Annotated in this window: 8 protein-coding genes and 2 tRNA genes; 6 read left to right on the top strand and 4 right to left on the bottom strand. The window is 63.1% G+C overall.

Going from position 1 to position 19820, the window contains the following annotated elements; translation table 11 throughout:
• The first annotated feature begins 36 nt into the window (after positions 1–36).
• Positions 37–2340, top strand: a complete 2304-nt coding sequence (locus AC1DRD_RS09025) for a S9 family peptidase (protein WP_478041126.1) — start codon at positions 37–39, stop codon at positions 2338–2340.
• 8 nt (positions 2341–2348) lie between these two features.
• Positions 2349–5087 (top strand): DUF5695 domain-containing protein, encoded by a 2739-nt coding sequence (locus AC1DRD_RS09020; RefSeq protein ID WP_478041125.1) that lies wholly within the window; start codon positions 2349–2351, stop codon positions 5085–5087.
• Between the two features lie 323 nt (positions 5088–5410).
• Here the strand turns inward: AC1DRD_RS09020 and AC1DRD_RS09015 are convergent, their stop codons facing one another.
• Entirely contained in the window at positions 5411–8329 is a 2919-nt protein-coding gene (locus AC1DRD_RS09015; RefSeq protein ID WP_478041124.1) for a TonB-dependent receptor, read from the bottom strand.
• Positions 8330–8518: 189 nt separating this feature from the next.
• Complete coding sequence (locus tag AC1DRD_RS09010) at positions 8519–10063, bottom strand: peptide MFS transporter (protein ID WP_478041123.1); 1545 nt, start codon at positions 10061–10063, stop codon at positions 8519–8521.
• 339 nt (positions 10064–10402) lie between these two features.
• Here AC1DRD_RS09010 and AC1DRD_RS09005 point away from each other — a divergent pair, with 339 nt between their 5' ends.
• Entirely contained in the window at positions 10403–13315 is a 2913-nt protein-coding gene (locus AC1DRD_RS09005; RefSeq protein WP_478041122.1) for a TonB-dependent receptor domain-containing protein, read from the top strand.
• Between the two features lie 733 nt (positions 13316–14048).
• Here AC1DRD_RS09005 and AC1DRD_RS09000 read toward each other — a convergent pair.
• Both AC1DRD_RS09000 and rtcR read right to left on the bottom strand, forming a co-directional pair.
• A tRNA-Gly gene (locus tag AC1DRD_RS09000) sits at positions 14049–14122 on the bottom strand.
• Between the two features lie 138 nt (positions 14123–14260).
• Positions 14261–15853: an RNA repair transcriptional activator RtcR gene (rtcR, locus tag AC1DRD_RS08995; protein WP_478041121.1), complete on the bottom strand. Its 1593-nt coding sequence runs from the start codon at positions 15851–15853 to the stop codon at positions 14261–14263.
• Between the two features lie 262 nt (positions 15854–16115).
• On the opposite strand from rtcR, the gene AC1DRD_RS08990 reads away from it, so the two are divergent.
• From AC1DRD_RS08990 to AC1DRD_RS08980, 3 genes are all read left to right on the top strand, one after another.
• A tRNA-Pro gene (locus AC1DRD_RS08990) sits at positions 16116–16193 on the top strand.
• Positions 16194–16210: 17 nt separating this feature from the next.
• On the top strand, positions 16211–17758 hold the full coding sequence (locus tag AC1DRD_RS08985; protein ID WP_478041120.1) for a vWA domain-containing protein: 1548 nt from the start codon (positions 16211–16213) through the stop codon (positions 17756–17758).
• A 793-nt stretch (positions 17759–18551) separates the two neighbouring features.
• On the top strand, positions 18552–19778 hold the full coding sequence (locus tag AC1DRD_RS08980; RefSeq protein WP_478041119.1) for an RtcB family protein: 1227 nt from the start codon (positions 18552–18554) through the stop codon (positions 19776–19778).
• Positions 19779–19820 lie beyond the last annotated feature (42 nt).

Raw genomic sequence — 19820 nt, 5'->3', positions numbered from 1 at the left:
GCCCGCGCGGCACTCCTGCTGGGCGTGGCCTGCGCAATGATTCCCGCTGCGGCGTTGGCCGGCCCGACCGGTACCGCGCCCACCGTCGAACAGCGCTACAAGCTTGCCGACCGCTATCTCGGTGCCGGGATGCGTGCGCTGATCGTCGACCAGAATCTCGACGCCAGCTTCATCGACAATGGTAATGGCATCCTCTTCCGGCGCGGCGCCGCCGACAAGCGCGAGATCCTCTTTCTCGACTTGGCGACGCGGCAGGCGCGCCCTGTCATTGCCGAGGCGGCGTTGGCCGGCCTCCTGTCCAGCGCGGCCGGCAAGCCGGTCGTCCCGGCCGAGCTCCACCTCGAAGACCCCGAATATGACGTCGCGGCCGGCACGCTGAGCTTCGGCGCGTTCGACAAGCGCTGGATGCTCAAGAGCGACGGCACTCTGGCCCAAGCGGCGAAAGGTTCGCCCAAGGGCGACGACGCCACTTCACCCGATGGTCGCTTCCGCATCGTCGCCGAGAACCATAACCTCGTGGCGATCGACCTGAAGACCGGCCGCAAGGTCGCGCTAACCACCGACGGCACGCGCGACAGGCCCTATGGCCGCGGCATCGCGGAGCTGTCGGATATCCTCAAACAGGGTACCGAAGACCCTGTGCTCCCGGTGTCGATCCGCTGGTCGCCCGACAGCAAGCGCATCCTCACCTGGCGGCTCGACACGACCGGGGTTCAGCGGCTGACCATGACGCAGGAGACTCCGCCGGACGCCTTCTATCCGCGCAGTTTCTCGTACGTCTATCCGCTCGCGGGCGCATCGAAGCTGCCGCAGGCGAGCCGCCTCGTGATCGACGTCGAGGCTGCGCTCAAGCATCGCAGGGCGAAGATTGTGCCGCTGCAGGTACCGAGCGAATCCTTGCTCTACCCGGCCGACCCCGACATGGGTTGGTCGGCGGGCAAGGTGCGCTCGATGTGGATCGAGCGCGGCTATGGCCAGCTCGTCGTCTATTCTTCCGACCCTGTCACCGGCGCCTCGACCGTCACCGCGCGGGAGGCGACGAAGCCGATCGTCACGGTAACCTCGAGCTTCCTGCAGCCCGCCCCCGAACTCGGCGGCGAACTCGACGTGTCGGAGCGCTCGGGTTGGGCGCAGCTCTATCTGGTGCGGCCCGACGATCCCAATGGCGGCCTGCCGCTGACCCGGGGCAATTGGGAAGTGACGGCGATCGAGCATGTCGATGCCGAACACCGCTCGATACTGCTCACCGGGGTCGGCCGCGAAGCCGATCGCAATCCCTATTATCACGCGCTGTACCGCGTGAACCTCGATGGCACGCGGCCGATCCTGCTGACGCCCGAACCGCTCGAACACGATGTGCACGTGTCAGAGGACGGCCGCTTCGCGATCGACGCGATGTCGAGCCCGACAGTGCCGACGCGCACCGTGGTACGCGACACCAGCGACGGGCATATCGTGTACGAGCTCGGCCATGCCGACGCCTCGGCGCTGATCGCGAGCGGGTTCACCATGCCCGAGCCGTTCAAGGGCCTCGCGGCGGACGGCAAGACACCACTCTATGCGATGATCTATCGCCCGGCGAACTTCGACCCGACCCGACGCTATCCGGTGATCGATAATGTCTACACCGGCCCGACGATGCACGTCGTCCCCAGCGCCTTTGGCGACGCGCTGACGAATGGTCCGGCCAGCGTAGCGCAGATCGGTGCGATCGTCGTGGTGATCGACGCGACCGGCACGTCGCAGCGCGGCCAGGCCTTCCGCCTGCCCGCCTACCGGAATCTCGGCGAAGTCGGTCTGGACGATCATATCGCGATGATCCGGCAAATGGCGGCGCGCTACTCCTATATCGATATCAGCCGGGCCGGCGTCTATGGCGGATCGGCCGGCGGCTATGACGCGGCGCGCTTCATCCTGCGCCGCCCGAATTTCTTCAAGGTCGCGGTCGCGTCATCCGGCAATCACGACTTGCGGCTCGACAAGGCATGGTGGCCCGAAGTGACGATGGGCAATCCGGACCCCGCCGTGTGGGATCGCAATTCGAACATCTCCGTCGCGGCCAATTTGCGGGGCAAGTTGCTGCTGATCCATGGCGATATCGACGATAACGTGCCGATCACCGAAAGCTTCCGCCTCGGCGCCGCGCTGATCCAGGCGCATCGTAGTTTCGACATGGCAGTGCTGCCCAACACCACGCACCGCGTTGCCCAGCCCTTCTTCTGGCGCAAATTCCGCGATTATTTCGTCCGCAACCTGCTCGACGAAGCTCCGCCGGCCAGCGCCGAATTCGAAGACCAGACCGCCAAGCCAGCAGCGCTGGCCGCCGCAGCCAATCAGTGAGACCTCCGATGACTCGTTTCCCAATGTCGCGTGTTTCGCTGCTGGCGCTGGTGGCGACGCTGCCGCTCGCCGCCTTGGCCCAGGACGGCAAGCCGACCAAACCGGTCTATCCGCCGATCGCGACGACAACGCTGCGGATAGGCACCCTGCAGCTTATCCTACGCCGAGACACACAGACTCTCGCCGGCCTGTCGCCGCTTGCCGATCCGGCGTTCGACTTCGTCCCCGGCAAGCGCGAGGCCGAGCGCCAGGGCGACGGCTTCAACCATGTCGGCGACATCGATATCCGGCTCCGTATGGCCGGCGGCCAATGGCGCGACTTCGCTTCGGCACACCATCGCGCCCCGATCAAGCCGCTGCCGACCGGCGGCATGACCGTGGCCGCGGCGGATATCACCGCGTCGATGGGGAGCGACATCCCGCTGCGGATCGAGCGCCGCTGGGTAAACGTCCGTGGAGCCCCGGCACTGCGCTTCACGCTGGTCAACACGTCAGACGCACCTGTCGAGATCGGTGTGCTCGGCATGCCGATGGTGTTCGACAACATCATCGACGACCGCACGCTCGAACAGGCGCATGCCGAGGCGAGCTTTGTCGATCCGTATATCGGGCGCGACGCCGGTTATCTGCAGGTCACGCGACTGAGCGGCAAGGGCCCCGCTTTGCTCGTCCTGCCCGAGGGCCGCAGCCCGCTGGAGGCCTATGTCCCGCTGCCATGGGACCGCGGCGTCCCCAAGGACACGACCTTCACCGAGAAAAGTCCCCGTAGCCAGACGTCGGAAGGCTTTTACGACTGGACCGTCGCGTCAAAGGGCTATGCGGACAAGGAATGGAGCAAGGCCGGCACACAATGGAATGTGCCGACCAGCATCATGCTGGCGCCGGGCGAGCGGCATGAGGTCGGCGTCCGCTTCGTGCAATCGCCCACTATTCGGGCGATCGAGGGCACGCTTGCGGCGCAGCGCCGACCGGTCGCGGTCGGCATTCCAGGCTATGTCATACCGACCGATCTGCGCGCGTCGCTGTTCCTGAAATATGCCAGCGCGGTTGCCAAGATCGAATCCTATCCGCAAGGCGCCCTGGTCGCGACGCCAACCGCATCGGCCAAAGGCTGGGCGCGCTACGATATCCAGGCGCATGGCTGGGGCCAAGCGCGGCTGAGCATCACCTATGCCGACGGCAATGTGCAGACGGTGAGTTACTACATCACCAAGCCGCTCGAGCAGGCGATGGCCGATATCGGTCGTTTCACCACGACCAGGCAATGGTTCGACGACAAGGCTGATCCGTTCCGCCGCGCCCCCGCAATCCTGTCCTACGACCGCGAGGCCAGCAAGATCCTCGCCCAGGAACCGCGCGTGTGGATCGCGGGGATGAGCGACGAAGGCGGCGCCGGCAGCTGGGTTGCGGCGATGATGAAGCAACTCGACAATCCTGACGCGGCCGAGGTCGGCAAACTCGAGCAGCTGGTTGACGAAACCGTCGTCGGCAAGCTGCAGGTGGCCAGCGGCGAGCATGCCGGCGCGGTCAAGAAGAGCATCTTCTACTACGACCCCAAGGAGCATCCCGGCTATTACGACCCGGCCGAGAATTGGCGCAACTGGACATCGTGGTCGCACAAGGATGCCGACGATCTCGGCCGGGCCTATAATTACCCGCATGTCGCGATCGGGCATTGGGTGCTTTACCGCCTCGCGCGCAACCATGCCGGGCTGGTGACGCGGCACGACTGGCGCTGGTATCTCGAGCACGCCTACGGCACCGTCACCGCGATGATGCGCGATGCGCCTTATTACACGCAGTTCGGGCTGATGGAGGGCGACGTGTTCGTCGACATCCTCAAGGATCTCAAGCGCGAGGGGTTGACCGCCGAAGCCGCCAATATGGAAACCTTGATGAAGGGCCGCGCCGACCATTGGAAGACGCTGCAATATCCGTTCGGCAGCGAGATGGCGTGGGACTCTACCGGCCAGCCCGAAGTGTACGCCTGGATGCGCTATTTCGGATACCAGCCACAGGCTGACACGACGCGCGAGGCGATCCTCGGCTACGATCCCACCATTCCGAGCTGGGGCTATAACGGCAATGCCCGCCGCTATTGGGATTTCCTCTACGGGGGCAAATTTCCGCGGATCGAACGGCAGATCCACCATTATGGCTCCACGCTCAACGCCGTGCCGTTGTTCGACGCCTATCGCGCCAATCCGGCCGACACGCATCTATTGCGCGTCGCCTATGGTGGCATGATGGGGGGGATCACCAATATCGATCGCGACGGCTTCGGTTCGGCCGCGTTCCATTCCTGGCCGGACCGCATGGCATGGGACCCTTATACCGGCGACTATGGCATGGGATTCTTCGGCCATGCCTATGCCGCGGCGACCTATCTGATCGACGATCCCACCTTCGGCTGGGTCTCGTATGGCGGGAACCTGACCAAGGCTCGCGATTCTGTCAGCGTCGTGCCCAGGGATGGCGCGCGCACGCGGCTGTTCGTGGCGCCGACGGGTACGTGGATCACGCTCGAGGCCGGCAAGATCGCCAATGCCGTCTATGCTCCGACGACCGGCACGATCACGCTGACGCTCGACCCGGCCAATGCCGCGACGCCTGCGGCTCGATTGTTCGTCGAGACCACTACCAAGGCCGGGCGGCACTACGCCACCACGGCTGGAACCGAAGAGCGCGGTGCCCGCACGATTACGCTGTCGGCCGTGCCAACCACCGTCGTCTTGACGCCGCGCTGACGCCCCAGCCAGCGCCGCGCCAGCCTGCGTCGCCGGGCAATTGGCCGTGGCCCTCTCGCCGACAATAGTGCCAGTCCAGTATCAGCGCGCGCGTTTCGCGTTCCGCTGAACAGGAAACGACACGCAACTCGCGCCGGCCGAATTGGCCGCGCGGCACCTCGAACATGTCCGGCAGGTCTATCGCGACGTCTTCGGCTTTCGTGAGCCGGACTGCGACACCGCGGCGCCGAACCCGGGCCCGTAGCTCCGACGCCACATCCAAGGAGGGGCTGCGACGTCTGTCGCAGCCCCTCCCAAATGCCCGAACAGCTACCGGCGAGTCATCAGAACCTGAAACGCGCGCTGGTCTGGATCGTCCGTGCCTGGACGCGGACACCCACTGGAAGCGCGTCGTACGCTCCAAAATAGGAGGCGGCGTTATCGTGCAACAGGTTGGTGGCTTCGACGCTGAAGGTCACGAACTTGAACGGCGTATAGTTTATGGCCGCGTCGAGCCGGGACGTCGACCGGGTGTAGATCGAATATCCCGGGTTCACATAATCGATGCCGGTCTTGTACTTCGAACGATAATTGTAGGCGATGCGGGCGCTGAATACCGGCGTGTCATAAAGAAGCGCCAGATTGCCGGAATATTTGGACGTATAGGGTGCGTCATACAGCCCTTGGGTATCCGCAGCCGCATCCGCGTAGGCGAGCTGGAGCGACGCTTTCGGGATATAGGTGAAGTTCGCACTGATGCCGAAATGCTTCGCGAAACCGGGCAGGAAGTCGAAGAACGTGTTCACCTGCGCCTCGAAACCGAAGATCTTGCCCGGCCCGGCGTTGCGCGGCTTGCCGACAATATACAGGCCGTCGGCAGCTCTGGGATTGGGGGCCAAGCCGACAACTGCCTCGCGTATCTCGGTATAATAAATGAACCCGGTCTGGTTCTTCAGGAACGTGCCCAGCGAGGCCATATTGCCACTGCCCCAGTAATATTCGAGCGAGGCATCATAATTGTTTTCCTGGGTCGGCTTCAGATTCGGATTGCCGGCATAGACCCGGCCCGCCGTCGTCGCATCGAGGATGTTGACGGCCGAGCGCATGCTGTAAAAGTCCGGGCGCTCGACGTTGTGGGTATAGGAAAGGCGCAACTGGAGCTTCGGCGTGAAGTGCAGGATCGCCGTCGCACTGGGCAACAGGTCGACGTAATTCACCTTGCTGCCGGTCGGGATGAAGGCCACGCCCTGACCATAATCGGGCGTGCCGTCGGGCAGGAAAGCCTTCCATGCGTAGCGCGAGCTTACCGCCGTACCCCAGGTGTTGACGTAGCGCAGGCCGATCGTGCCATCTACCGGGAAGGGCGCATTGAAGCCGTAGTTGAGCTGGCCATAACCAGCGAAGGTTCGCTCATGCTCCTTGAAGCTTTCGCCCGGGTCGGTGGTCGCGGGCTCGGACAGCGTCCAATCGCGCCCGGTGAGATCGGCGCCGTTGCCAATGAGGTAGTTCCGCATCGCGGTGAAATTGTCGAACAAGCTGGCACCGCCGAGATGGTACCAGGTCGGCGCGCCCGAGATATCCGGCGTCGTCGCAGCGACGCTGATGCCGGTCGCACTGCCCACCGCGTTCATCGTCGGCGCGGCGGCCGTATTGAAGTAGAAGGCATCGCGATAGCCGTAATCGCGTGCGATGGTGTGCTTGGTGAAGCGCGCACCGAACTGCACCGATCGCAACAGGCCCGTCGCGCTGGTCTGGACGGTGAAGTCGAGGTTGGTCGCGAACATCGTGTCGTTGTTGGTGCCGCGTTCATCGTGGATCTGGTACAGCTTGTAATTGGCCGGATTTCCGATGTCGGTATTCGGGTAAGTGACGAAGGGGCCGCCGCCGGGGACGTTGGGCGAATTGAAGTCGACATTGATCACGTTGCCGCCCGTAAGGCGGTACTGACTTTGGTCAAAATATTGGTGCAGATTTGACCAGTTATACTGAGTCCCAAAATTGATCTGAACCTTGTCCGAATGCCAGTGCGTCTCGAAATTGGCGTTGTAAGTGTCGCTCTTGGTCTTTTGATAGATGTTGAGCGGGCCACCTTGGACACCCTCGGGGCCGTTATTCGTGATCGTCACCGAACGGATTGTTCCATCTGGGTTGACGACGAGGTTACTATAGGAACCTTGATCGCTATTGGTCTGAATGCGGAGATTGTTGCGCTCGTCGTTCGAGCGAACGCCGAGATACGATCCTTCGAGGACGAAATCGAGATGCTCGTTCGCGCGCCACTGCCAAGAAGCATTAAGCGACGGGCGCTTGATCGATCCCGATTCAACGCCATAATTGATGGCATAGGGAATGATCGTGTCCTGCAGCGCAACGGGCAACTGCGCGTTGGACTGGCTGCCAGTGAAGAAGCCGATCTGCTGCGGCGATTCGCTGACGATGTAATTCTCGAAATAATTATTCTTGGTGTATGAGCCGTTGAGCAGGAAGCCCATCTCGCCGATCGGGGTGTCGAAACGCTCGGCGAGCAGCAGGCTGGCATAGGGGCTCTTGGTGTCGCCGAGATCCGAGAAGGTCTCGCGGAAACTGCCGGCGATCGTCAGGCCCTTTTTCAGATCGAGCGGACGGCGCAATTCGACGTTGACCGTACCGGCGATACCTCCTTCGACTTGGTCCGCACTGCGGGTCTTGTAGACCTGCACCGACTTGAGCAACTCGGCGGGGATATCGGCGAGATTGAGCGAGCGCGAGCCGGCGCTCGATGCCTCATTGCCATTGATCGTCGTCTGCACGTCGCTCAGGCCGCGAATGGTGACGCCGGTGCCTTCGCCATGCGAGCGGTCGATCTGCACGCCCGACACGCGCGCAAGCGCCTCCGGCACGTTGTTGTCCGGCAGCTTGCCGACATCCTCCGCGTCCACCGAATCGACGATCTGTTTGGAATTGCGCTTGCGATCGCGGGCAGACTTCAGGCTGCCCCGCAAGCCGACCACGACGATATCGTTGCCTTCCGCGCCCACGTAGGTGACGGTGTCGGCACCAGTCGCGGCCGCCTGCTTGACGGCCTTGTCCCGCCGCCGCGCAGCCGCGCGTTCCGCGCGCGCCTTGCGCCGGGCCGCGGCGCGATCGGCTTTACTGACCGGCTCTGCCGACGCCGCGGTCTGCGTGCCTGCGGTCAACGGCGTCGCCGACGCAGTGCCAGGAACGCTCGTGGCGAGCAGCGCTGATGCGCAGCTTGCAAGGCTTAAAACGACCTTCGTCTTCATCGCCAAATCCACCCCCAACTTTAGCAAAGGCGCTCCGCCGTGCTTCCAGCCAGGCATTATATGACATACAATATAAAGTATACAAGTTACTTGTCTGACATTTTAAGTGGAACGGAAAAGCAGAATTCGAGACGCATGCGGCAGACGAAAATTGTCCCCCGCAGGTTGGCGGAGCCCCCTCGATACCCGTCACGAATCGCCGATCGTCTCCAGGTGCATCAGGCGGATCACGAACGGGCTAAGCGCCATCACCGCGACGCCCACGGCCATCGAGAACCAGGCGATATTGGCATAGACGTGCAAGATTGTGTCCGGCCCGCCGCCGGCGCCGCCGGTGGCTTGCGCGATCAAGGCGGCAATGAAATTGCCGGCGGCGGTCGAAAGAAACCACGTGCCCATGATCAAGCCGGTCATGCTGGCGATCGGCAGCCGGGTCATCGACGACAGGCCGATCGGGGAGAAGCACAGCTCAGCCATTGAATGGAACAGATAGAGCAGGACGATGAAGACCGCGGGTGTCAGCGCACCGCCGCCGGCCGCACCGGCGACAAGCACGAGGAATCCCAACCCGACCAGGACCAGGCCGAGGCCAAACTTCAACGGCACGTTCGGTTCGAGCCGCCGCTTGGCGAGCCAGTTCCAGGCCCAGGCGAAGACCGGCGCGAGCAGAATGATAAAGGCCGAGTTGATCGACAGGAACACCGATGCCGGGACCTCCCAGCCGAAAATCACGCGGTCGACACGCTCGTCCGTGAATATGTTGAGCGACGATCCGGTCTGCTCGAACAGCGCCCAGAACAGCGGACTGAGCGCCACCAGGAAGAGCGCCGCGAAGATCCGGTCGCGATCGACCGGCGAGAGAGTCCAGACCGATCGGTAGACGATGTAGCTCACCGTCAGCACCGAAAACCCGATCAACAGCAGGCCGACAGTGTCCTGCGAACGGATCAACCACCATGACACGCCGGTAGCGCCAATTGCCCCGATATAGATCAGCGACTCTCGCGATAGTCCGGCGAATGCGGGTGCGGCCAGCCGTTGAGCCGAAGGCGGCGGACCGGCGCCGTGCAGGGCTTTCCGGAACAGCACGAACACGACGAGTCCGAGCAGCATGCCGACGCCCGCGGCGCCAAAACCATAGGACCAGCCGACCGTCTCGCCGAGAATGCCGATGAAGATCGGGCCGAGCCAGGCGCCGGTATTGATCCCCATATAGAAGATCGAGAAGGCGGAATCGCGGCGGATATCGTCGCGGGCATAGAGTTGTCCGACCAGCACCGAGACATTGGCTTTGAGAAAGCCGGTGCCGACCACGATCGCCGCCAATCCAAAGTAGAAGCCGTTGAGATACGGGCCCTGCTCACCGACCCGCCCTTCGAACCCCGCGATCAGCAGGTGGCCGATGACGATAAAGATGCCACCGGCGATCACCGCCTTGCGCGCGCCAAGATAGCGATCGGCCAAATACCCGCCGATAACCGGCGTAATATAGACCAGCGAGGTGTAGGCGCCATACACGGCATAGGAATGATCTTTGGCGAACAGGAAGTGCTTGGTGAGGTAAAAGATCAGGATCGCGCGCATGCCGTAATAGGAAAAGCGCTCCCACATCTCGAGGAAAAATAAGAGGAAAAGCCCGAGCGGATGGCCGAGAAAGGTTCCGCCTCTCGTGCCGTTATCGACGACCGCAAACGCATCAGCCCTGGGCGGATCACTCAGATCTGGGCCGACCATTATCGGCAGCTCACGGTACGCGTCCTTGGTGGCGCGCCTGTTCGCCACAGATCGGCCGCGCGCGCGCCAGGCGCAAAGGAGACGGCCCTCTCAGCGGACACCATCAACCTGCGGTTGACGACAGACAACCTCAGCGCTTGCTGAGCACCTTTTTCTGATCTCATCGCTTGATAGTATATAGTATAATGTTCAGGGCAACGCGAAATCGCTCCGGCTTCCTTGCCAGATCGAGCACATCGGCTGGCAAAAACAACGGTATACCGGATATCGTATAAAATAATTGACCCACGATGCCATTCGTCATACTGATCTGCACAGCAGGCAATCAGGAGGATGGGCGTGGCAAAGGGGAAATTTGCGGCGGCTTCCGCCGCCTTGGTGGCGGCGTTGCTGTCGACGAGCGCAATGGCTCAGGTCGCGGCTACCCCTTCGACGGACTCCGCCGCGCCGCCCGAACAGGAGGGCGGCGAGATTCTCATAACCGGCACACGCATCCGCCGCTCAGACCTTCAGAGCAATAGCCCTCTCACCATCGTCGGCCGCGACGAAATCCAATATCAGGGCGCCACGACGGTTGAGAGTGTGCTGAACCGCCTGCCGCAGTTCACCGCGGACGCGAACGAGAACGTGTCGAACGGATCGGACGGCACGTCGAACATCAATCTGCGCGACCTGGGCTCGAGCCGAGTGCTGGTCCTGCTCAACGGTCGGCGCCTGTTGCCGCAACAGGCAGTCGACCTGAATTTCGTGCCGAGCGCGCTGGTTGAGCGCATCGATATCGTCTCGGGCGGCGCGTCAGCGGTCTATGGTTCGGATGCGCTATCCGGCGTGGTCAACTTCATCATCAAGGACAATCTCAACGGCTTGCGCGCCGATGCGCAGGTCAGCCTTGCCCAGCACGGCAACGGTAATGACGATGTGCGCTCGATCATGCGCAGCCGCGGTTTCGACCTGGCGCCCCGAACCGTCAACGATGGCACCAAGCAGGACCTCAACATCGCGTTCGGCAAGAATTTTGCGGGCGATCGCGGCAACATCACGGTGTATGCCGGCTACCGGCACTTCGACCCAGCCCTGCAATCGAGCCGCGACGTGTCGGCGTGTGCGCTGCAGCCGGCCGACGACGCCGGGACCGCTTTGGTGTGCGGCGGATCCAGCAACACGCCCTATGGCACATTCGTTCCGCTCGCGGGCCCCAATCAAGGCATCACCTTCACCAACGTGAAGGAAGGAAGCCGGAACTGGGTGCCCTATGATCAGAGCTTCGCGTATAATTACGCTCCCACGAACTATTTCCAGCGTTCCGACAACCGCGTCACCGCCGGCGGCTTCGCCAAGTTCAAGTTCAGTCCCGCCGCCGAGGCCTATGGCAGCTTCATGTACATGCGGGACCACACCTTTTCGCAGGCCGCGCCTTCCGCGCTGTTCCTCGGGACCACGTTCAACGTACCCTGCAACAGTCCGCTATTGGGCACGAGCCAGGCCACTGCCTTGTGCGGCGCCGATGCCGGAACCGCCACCCTGCAGCCCACGCTGATCGGCTATCGCCTGGCGATCGCGCCGCGCCGCGACAATCTCCGGCACGAGGATTATCGCTGGACCGCCGGCCTTCGCGGCGAGATCGCTAGGGGTCTAACCTACGACCTCAACTACCTGCATTCGCGAGTGAATTTCGACGAGACCTATCTCAATAACGTCGACAATGTGAAAGCGCAGCGGGCGCTTGACGTGGTAACGGTCAATGGCACGCCCACCTGCCGATCTGTCGTGGACGGCTCCGATCCGTCCTGCATCCCTGCCAATGTGTTTCAGGCCAATGGGGTGACCGCCGACCAGGCGACCTATCTGTTCAGCCCCAGCAACACGGCGGGCCGTAACCGGCAGACGGTGTTCTCGGGCACCATCACCGGCGATCTCGGCCAATATGGCATCACCAGCCCCTGGGCATCGCGGGGCATCTCGCTGGTGCTTGGTGCAGAGCACAGGCTCGAGACGCTCACCTTCACCGGCGACGCTATCGCGAAGCAAGGCGGCACCACCGACGCGGACGGTCGCATCCGCGTGATCGAAGGCTATGGCGAGATCGAGGTCCCGATCCTGGAGGACAAGCCGTTCTTCCGCGAACTTACGGTCAACGGCGCGCTCCGCTATTCGCGTTACAAGAATTCGCAGCAGTCGACGGGTTTCGAGTCGAGCTTCAACGTCTTCACCTATAAGGGCGAACTGGCCTGGCGCCCGGTCGACATGCTGCGCCTGCGCGCAAGCTATAACCACGCGATCCGCGCGCCCAATATCGGTGAACTGTTCGCCTCGCAGCAGGTCGGCAATGTCGCGGCGCAAGATCCATGCTCGGGTGCTACGCCCGACGCCAGCGCGACAGCCTGCGCTATAACCGGCGTGTCGGCCGCTCAATATGGTCATGTCATCGCCTGTCCGGCCGACACCTGCTCGGCGCTTGGCGGAGGCAATCTCGCGTTGAAGCCGGAGATCGGCGACACCTATACCGTCGGCCTGGTGCTGACGCCCAGGCAGGTCCCGAATTTCTCGCTGTCGGTCGATTATTACCACATCAAGGTAAATGGCTATATCGGTTCGATCGACCCCTCGCTGATCATCGAGAAGTGCGTGGAGACGAGCGATCCGTTCTTCTGCGGCTTGTTCCACCGCGACCCCCGCAGCGGCGCGATCTTCGGAACCGACGGCTATATCGTCTCCACCACGCTCAACACCGGCTTCCTCAAGACATCGGGGATCGACGTCACCGCCGACTATACGCTCGGCCTCGGAAGCCTCGGCAAGCTCAATCTCAATCTGGTCGGTACCTATCTGATCAACCAGACCGCCGAACCGCTGCCCGGCCAAGGCACGACCGAATGCAAGGGACTGTATGGTTACACCTGCGGCCAGCCTTCGCCGGAATGGCGCCATGTCATGCGAACGACCTGGGTCCTGGAGCAGGGCACGACGCTGTCATTGTCCTGGCGGTATCTCGGCTCGACCAAATTGTCCCCCTTTGGAGCGCCCAGTGTCGTGAACAACCGGATCGGCGCGTATAGTTACTTCGATCTCGCCGCGACGGTGCCTGTCACCAAAGCCTTCAAGTTCCGCGCGGGGGTGAACAATCTGCTCGACAAGGATCCGCCAGCCATCGCCGCGGGTATCTTGTCGGCGTTCGGCAACGGCAATACCTATCCCGGCGTATACGATCCGCTCGGGCGGACCATCTTCATCGGCGCGACGGTGAATTTCTAGCCGACGGTACTGGCGCAGCGGACATCGGGAGCGCGTCGGCCCATGGGCCGTCGGGCTGCCTCGGGCCTGGAGCGTGCTGCGTTTTGATCGAAATGCGGCACGCTCCAGATGGCGATCGCGCGCTTGTTTGCGAAGGCCTCCAACGCCGTCGAACCCGACCGACTCGACGTCTTCCAACCACACGTCGCGCACTGATAGAGATGCGCCTCACAGCTTCCTTTGTAAGAGGTCCCAATGTGGCGGCGCTCCACCGGCCCTTCGCGCTAGTCGCTTCAGTAAATTCGCTAAGTGAAGGCCTCGCCGACTGGGGATCAAATGTCCGCTTGTGGGAGAGTGAGTTGGATAGCTGAACGCCTGAGATTGGGGCGCATCGCGGTCGCAAGCAGTGCCACTCCGCTCCAATAAATCTTTGACCAAGTGGTGGGAAAAACGCGGGGTAACCAGCGGTTGGTTGGAATATTTTTACGTAAAATCAGATCGTTATCTGAGAACCTGAGCTTCCTTTGTCGGAAGCCAACACTCCTAGCGGGCGATTCGCGCTGGGTCAGGTCTCAATTAGGCTGGTCGCGACGTTGGCCCGCCGCAACGCCCATGATTGTCCGAGGATGTTTTCCGTACTGCGCCTCGTGCAAGCTGTTAAGTCGTTGAAATCGTGACGCACCCGACAGGATTGGAACCTGTGGCCGCTGCCTTCGGAGGGCAGTGCTCACGCCTTAGTGCGAATGGTTTCCGGTGGAGCGGGTGAAGGGAATCGAACCCTCGTCGTAAGCTTGGGAAGCTTCTGCTCTGCCATTGAGCTACACCCGCATCGGAACATTTGGCTGCATGACCGCACGTGTTTTGCCGTGCTTCGTGCCGTTGGATGTTCAGCGGGGTGGCCAGTGCCACACTCGCCGGACGGCGGTCAACGGTATTTGCGGTGCGAATGACCCCGCTTGCCGGCCGCTAAATCCCCGAAACCGTCACCCAGTCCAATCCGAACCGGGCGAGATATTTGCGCAGCCGATCCGCGTCGTTGGCCGAACTGCGGCGAGCGCGCGACGCTGCGAACAGGGTGCGGCCGGCTTCGGACAGCGAGCGGCTTGTGCGGCAAACGCGGATCGTCTCGGCCAGTTGGACGCGGTCGAACGGATCGACCGCACTCAACGCATCGGCATCGAGCACGCCGGCTAAAATGCCAAGGCCATCGTCGGTCTGGCCCGACCATAGCCGCTTGAGCCTCACGATCTCCGCCTCGACGCAGTCCAGGTCGATCCGTCCCTTGGGCGACAGCGTGGCCATGCGCGTGACGCTTGCCGCCAGGTCGCGAAAATTGCCGGGCCAGCGGGCGTCGGGTGCGGTCGCGAAGGTGAGGTAGCGCTGACGGGCTTCCTTGTTGAAGCTGGCGCGCTCGCCTTCGCGCTCGGCAAAGCGATCGAGCTCATAATCGAGATTGGGCGCGATATCCTCGCGTCGGTCGGCCAGGCCGGGGAGGGTGAAGGTCCAGAGGTTCAGGCGCGCATAGAGGTCGTCGCGAAACGCCCCGCCTGCCACGGCTACGCCCAGATCGCGATTGGTACCGGCGATCAGTTGAAACTCGGATGACGATTCCTTGTCAGCGCCGACCGGCAGGAAGCATTTGTCCTCGATCGCGCGCAGGATCATCGCCTGCTCGTCGAGTCCGAGTTCGCCGATTTCATCGAGGAACAGCATGCCCTTGTCGGCGGCGCGCAGCAGGCCGGGGCGGTCGGCGACCGCGCCGGTAAACGCGCCTTTGCGGTGCCCGAACAGCGCCGACATCGCGCCATCGCCTTTCAGCGTCGCGCAGTTCACCTCGACGAACGGGCCGGCAATCTGGTGCTTCAGTTTCTTGAGCTCGTAGACGCGCCGCGCCAGCAGGCTCTTGCCGGCTCCAGTCGGTCCCATCAGCAGGATGGGCGCTTTCGAGCGTAGCGCGACCCGCTCGATCTCATCGATCATGCGGTTGAAGGCGGCATTGTGCGTGTCGATGCCCGATTTGAGGAATGACGCGCTTTCGACGCTGGCGACGGCAAAGCGCGTGGCGATACTGTCGTAGCGCGACAGGTCGAGGTCGATCGTATTCCAGGTCCCCGCTGGATTTGGCGAACCGCGCTCCGGCTGCGTCTGCAGCAGTCGACCCGGCAGATAGCGCGCTTCGGTCAGCAGGAAGAGGCAGATCTGCGCGACGTGCGTACCGGTGGTGATATGCACCAGATAGTCTTCGGCCTCGGGATCGAAGGGCTCGGCGCGGGCGAAGTCGAGCAGCTTTCCGAACACTTCCTCGAAATCCCAGGGATCACGGAAGTCGATCAGGCGCATCTCGACATTCGTCTCGGGTGACACCGACGCAATGTCCTCCGCGACATATTCGGCGAGCCTGCGATGCGCGCTGCCGTGGATCAGGATGAAGCGGTCGACGCGCAAATCTTCGTGCATCGTCAGGCCGACGCTCGGCCGCCATTTGCTCCAGCGCGATGGCCCGAACTTGCTGGCATCCAGGGTCGAGCCCAGGAATCCGATGACGGTAAGCGGCTTCATGATTATCCTGTAGGATAAATCCTTATCAATTTCGATCACAAAATGCGGAGCGGTGACCTTGGGGCGTTGGAGGGTGGTTCATGCGCACTGCCAATTTATTGTATTATAATCAGCATCTTGTGAGATTTTCGGCGCGATACCCGTGCAACTGGCACGCCTCCTGCTGTGTAGCTGGCATCGAGCGAGGCGATATTTCGGCCTTCTCGGTAGCGGAAGCAGACGGGGGCGGCCGGAATAGGCCGGCCGCCCCAAAGGGATTTCACAGGGTGTAGCTCAGGCTGCGCAGAGCACCGGCTTTGGAAGCCGGGGGTCGCAGGTTCAAATCCTGCCGCCCTGACCAAATGAAGGAGTTGGACGATGGCCAACAAGGGACTTTTCGCATCGGCGGTCGCGAAGTTTTTGCCGCGCTCCGACGCGATGAATCGCGAGGGAGCGCCGGCCTTTGCCTATGGGCCGGAAGCCAAGCTCGCGCAGCTGGCCGCGACCGGCACGCTGGCGGACAATTTCTACGGTGTGGCGGAAACGCAACTCGCCGACGTGCTGAAGGCGGCCAAGGCAGTCGATCCGTATTTCGTGGCGCAGGCCGCGATCTATGCTCGCACGTCGGGTGCCATGAAGGACATGCCGGCCTTGCTGGCGGCGTATCTCACGGTCGCCGATCCCGATTTGTCGGTCGCGGTGTTCAACCGTGTGATCCACAACGGGCGGATGCTGCGCAATTTCGTGCAGATCATGCGTTCCGGGCAGGTCGGGCGGACGTCGCTCGGCACGCGGCCGAAGCGGCTGGTTCAGCTTTGGTTGGAGCAGGCGACGATGCCGCAATTGATGGCGGCGGCGACGGGCAGTGCCCCGAGCCTCGCCGACATCGTCCGGATGGTTCACCCCAAGCCGGCCGATGCCGCGCGCAAGGCGTTTTATGGCTGGCAGATCGGGCGTCCCTATGACGTCGCGGCTTTGCCCGCCGAAATCGTCGCGTTCGAGGCCTGGAAGGCGGACGGCACGTTGCCGCTCCCGCCGGTGCCGTTCGAGTGGCTTACTCAATGCCCGCTGACCGCGGCGCAATGGGGTGAGCTCGCCGGTCGCATCGGGTGGCAGGCGCTGCGGATGAACCTCAACACGCTGGCGCGCAACGGCGCGTACGATGTGGACGGGGTTACCGATGCGGTTGCGGCCCGGCTGGTCGACCGTGACGCGCTGCGGGCGGTCCGGCCCATGCCCTATCAGTTGATGGTGGCACTGGGTCAGGTCGGCGATAGCGTGCCGCTCAAGGTCCAGGCGGCGCTGGAGGAAGCGCTGGAGCTGTCGCTCCGGGGCGTGCCGAAAGTGCCGGGCCGGATCGTCGTCTGCCCTGACGTATCGGGGTCGATGGGATCGCCGGCGACGGGCTACCGCAAGGGTGCTTCGTCGAAGGTCCGGTGCGTCGATGTCGCGGCGTTGGTCGCGGCGGCGATGCTGCGGAGCAACCGGGACGCGCGCGTTCTGCCGTTCGAGCAGAGGGTCGTGAAGCTGAAGCTCGAGGCCAATGCCTGTATCGCCGTCAATGCGGCGAAGCTGGCGGCGGTCGGCGGGGGCGGGACGAACGTCTCGGCACCGCTGGCGTTGCTCAATGCCGAACGGGCGGCGGTCGATCTGGTGGTCATCGTCTCGGACAACGAGTCCTGGGTCGATGCCAGCCGGCGCGGGTCGACGGCGACGATGGAGGAGTGGCACAAGCTGAAGCGCCGGAATCCGGACGCCAGGCTCGTCTGCATCGACATCCAGCCGTACGGGACCACGCAGGCACAGAGCCGGGCGGACATCCTCAACGTCGGGGGATTCTCCGACGCCGTGTTCGACACGATCGCGCGGTTCGTCTCCGGCGAGACGCGCGACTGGGTCGAGATCATCAAGCAAGTGGAGGTATAAGAACCGGGTCGTGGCGAATGCTGGTGGGACTACATCCGCCAAGATGGTCCGACGAGTAAAGCGCCCGGAAAGCCGCAAGGCCGGATGGGAGATGCGGGTTCGAATCCCGCCGCCGGAACGTAGCTTAAGGACCGCGTCTCGCCGTTCCTCGTCGCCACGGCCCATAACAACAACACGGCGAATGCCGGCAGGACTACATGGTTGTCGCGGGTTCGATTCCCGCTCCGCGCAAGCGGGTAGCTCAGTCGGTGGAGCACAAATGTCCTCCAACTCTCGTCGCCGTGGACGAGATCAACATGGCGAATGCCTGACGGACTACATCGACTGTTAATCGCCAGGTCGCGGGTTCGAATCCCGCCGGGCCTTCCACGGGCCCGTAGCTCAGTTGGTAGAGCAGGAACGTCTGTCAAACACCTGGTCGCCATGAACGACTAAATCCGGCGAATGCCGCGCAAGGACTACATCTTGTCACGATGTCCCTTAGGGGGCCGTCTTTCGCATTTCTCGTCGCCGGAACCGCAGATACAAGCTGGCGAATGCCGGCGGGACTACATCGGTAAAGGCCGAAAGGCCGAGCGGTTCGATTCCGCCCCGGAGCAATCCGGGTGTCCCGCCTCACCTCGTCGCCAGCACCCAAATTTCAGTCGGCGAATGCCGGTGGGGCTACAGGTAGAGCACCTGCCGAGAGGCAGGAGGTCGGTGGTTCAATTCCGCCTCCGGGCAACCGGATAGCTCAGCAAGAATGTCTCGCCACGCCTCGTCGCCGGCACCATGATGAACGAAGGAGGTCGCGATGACCGAGACGACGTACGATTACCAGCATGTCGAGGGCGGCGTGCCGATCAAGATGTGGACGCGCGGGGTGCCGGTCGAAGACGGCGCGCGAGCGCAACTCGCGCGCGCGGCGCAGATGCCGTTCGTGTTCAAGCATGTCGCGGTCATGCCCGACGTCCATGTCGGCATCGGCGCGACCGTCGGTTCGGTGATCCCGACCAAGGGCGCGGTGATTCCGGCGGCGGTTGGCGTCGACATCGGCTGCGGCATGATGGCGGCGCGCACCTCGCTGGTCGCGAGCGACCTTCCGGACAATCTCGAAGCGATCCGCTCGGCGATCGAACAGGCGGTGCCGCACGGCCGTGTGGTCGGACGCGGTAAGCGCGACAACGGCTCCTGGGGTGACCCGCCGGCGCCGATCGTCGAGGCCTGGGCGACGCTCGCGCAGCGGTTCGATCGGCTTTGCGACAAGCATCCGCGGCTCAAGAACACGAACAACCTCGTGCATCTCGGCACGCTCGGCACCGGAAACCACTTCATCGAGCTGTGCCTCGATGAAGAGCAGCGGGTGTGGGTCATGCTCCATTCGGGATCGCGCGGCGTGGGCAATGCCATCGGCACGTTCTTCATCGAACTGGCCAAGCAGGACATGCGCAAATGGCATATCAACCTGCCCGACGAGGACCTGGCGTACTTCCCGGAAGGGACCGACCATTTCGACGATTATGTCGAGGCGGTCGGCTGGGCGCAGGACTTCGCCGCGCTCAACCGGCGCATGATGATGACCAACGTCATCCGCGCGCTGCGGGGCCAGATCGCCAAGCCGTTCGACGCGGAAATGGAGGCGGTGAACTGCCACCACAATTACGTCCAGCGCGAGAATCACTTCGGTGAGAATGTGCTGGTGACGCGGAAGGGCGCGGTTCGCGCGGCCAAGGGCGTGATGGGCATCATCCCGGGATCGATGGGCGCCAAGTCGTTCATCGTGCGCGGGCTGGGTAACCCGGAATCGTTCGACAGCTGCTCGCACGGTGCCGGTCGGGTGATGAGCCGGACCGCCGCCAAGAAGCTGGTGACGCTCGACGAGCATATCGCAGACACGGCGGGCATCGAGTGCCGCAAGGACGAGGGCGTGATCGACGAGACGCCCAAGGCCTACAAGCCGATCGAGGCCGTAATGGCCGCGCAGGCGGACCTGGTCGAGGTCGTCCACACGCTGAAGCAGGTGGTGTGCGTGAAGGGGTGAAACGGGATAAGCGGCATCGCGGGGCGATGCCGCCCCGTTTCA

Source organism: Sphingomonas sp. P4_G2 (assembly GCF_056401155.1).
Note: the sequence above shows the minus strand (reverse complement) of the source record. Positions and strands in the feature narration are given on the sequence as shown.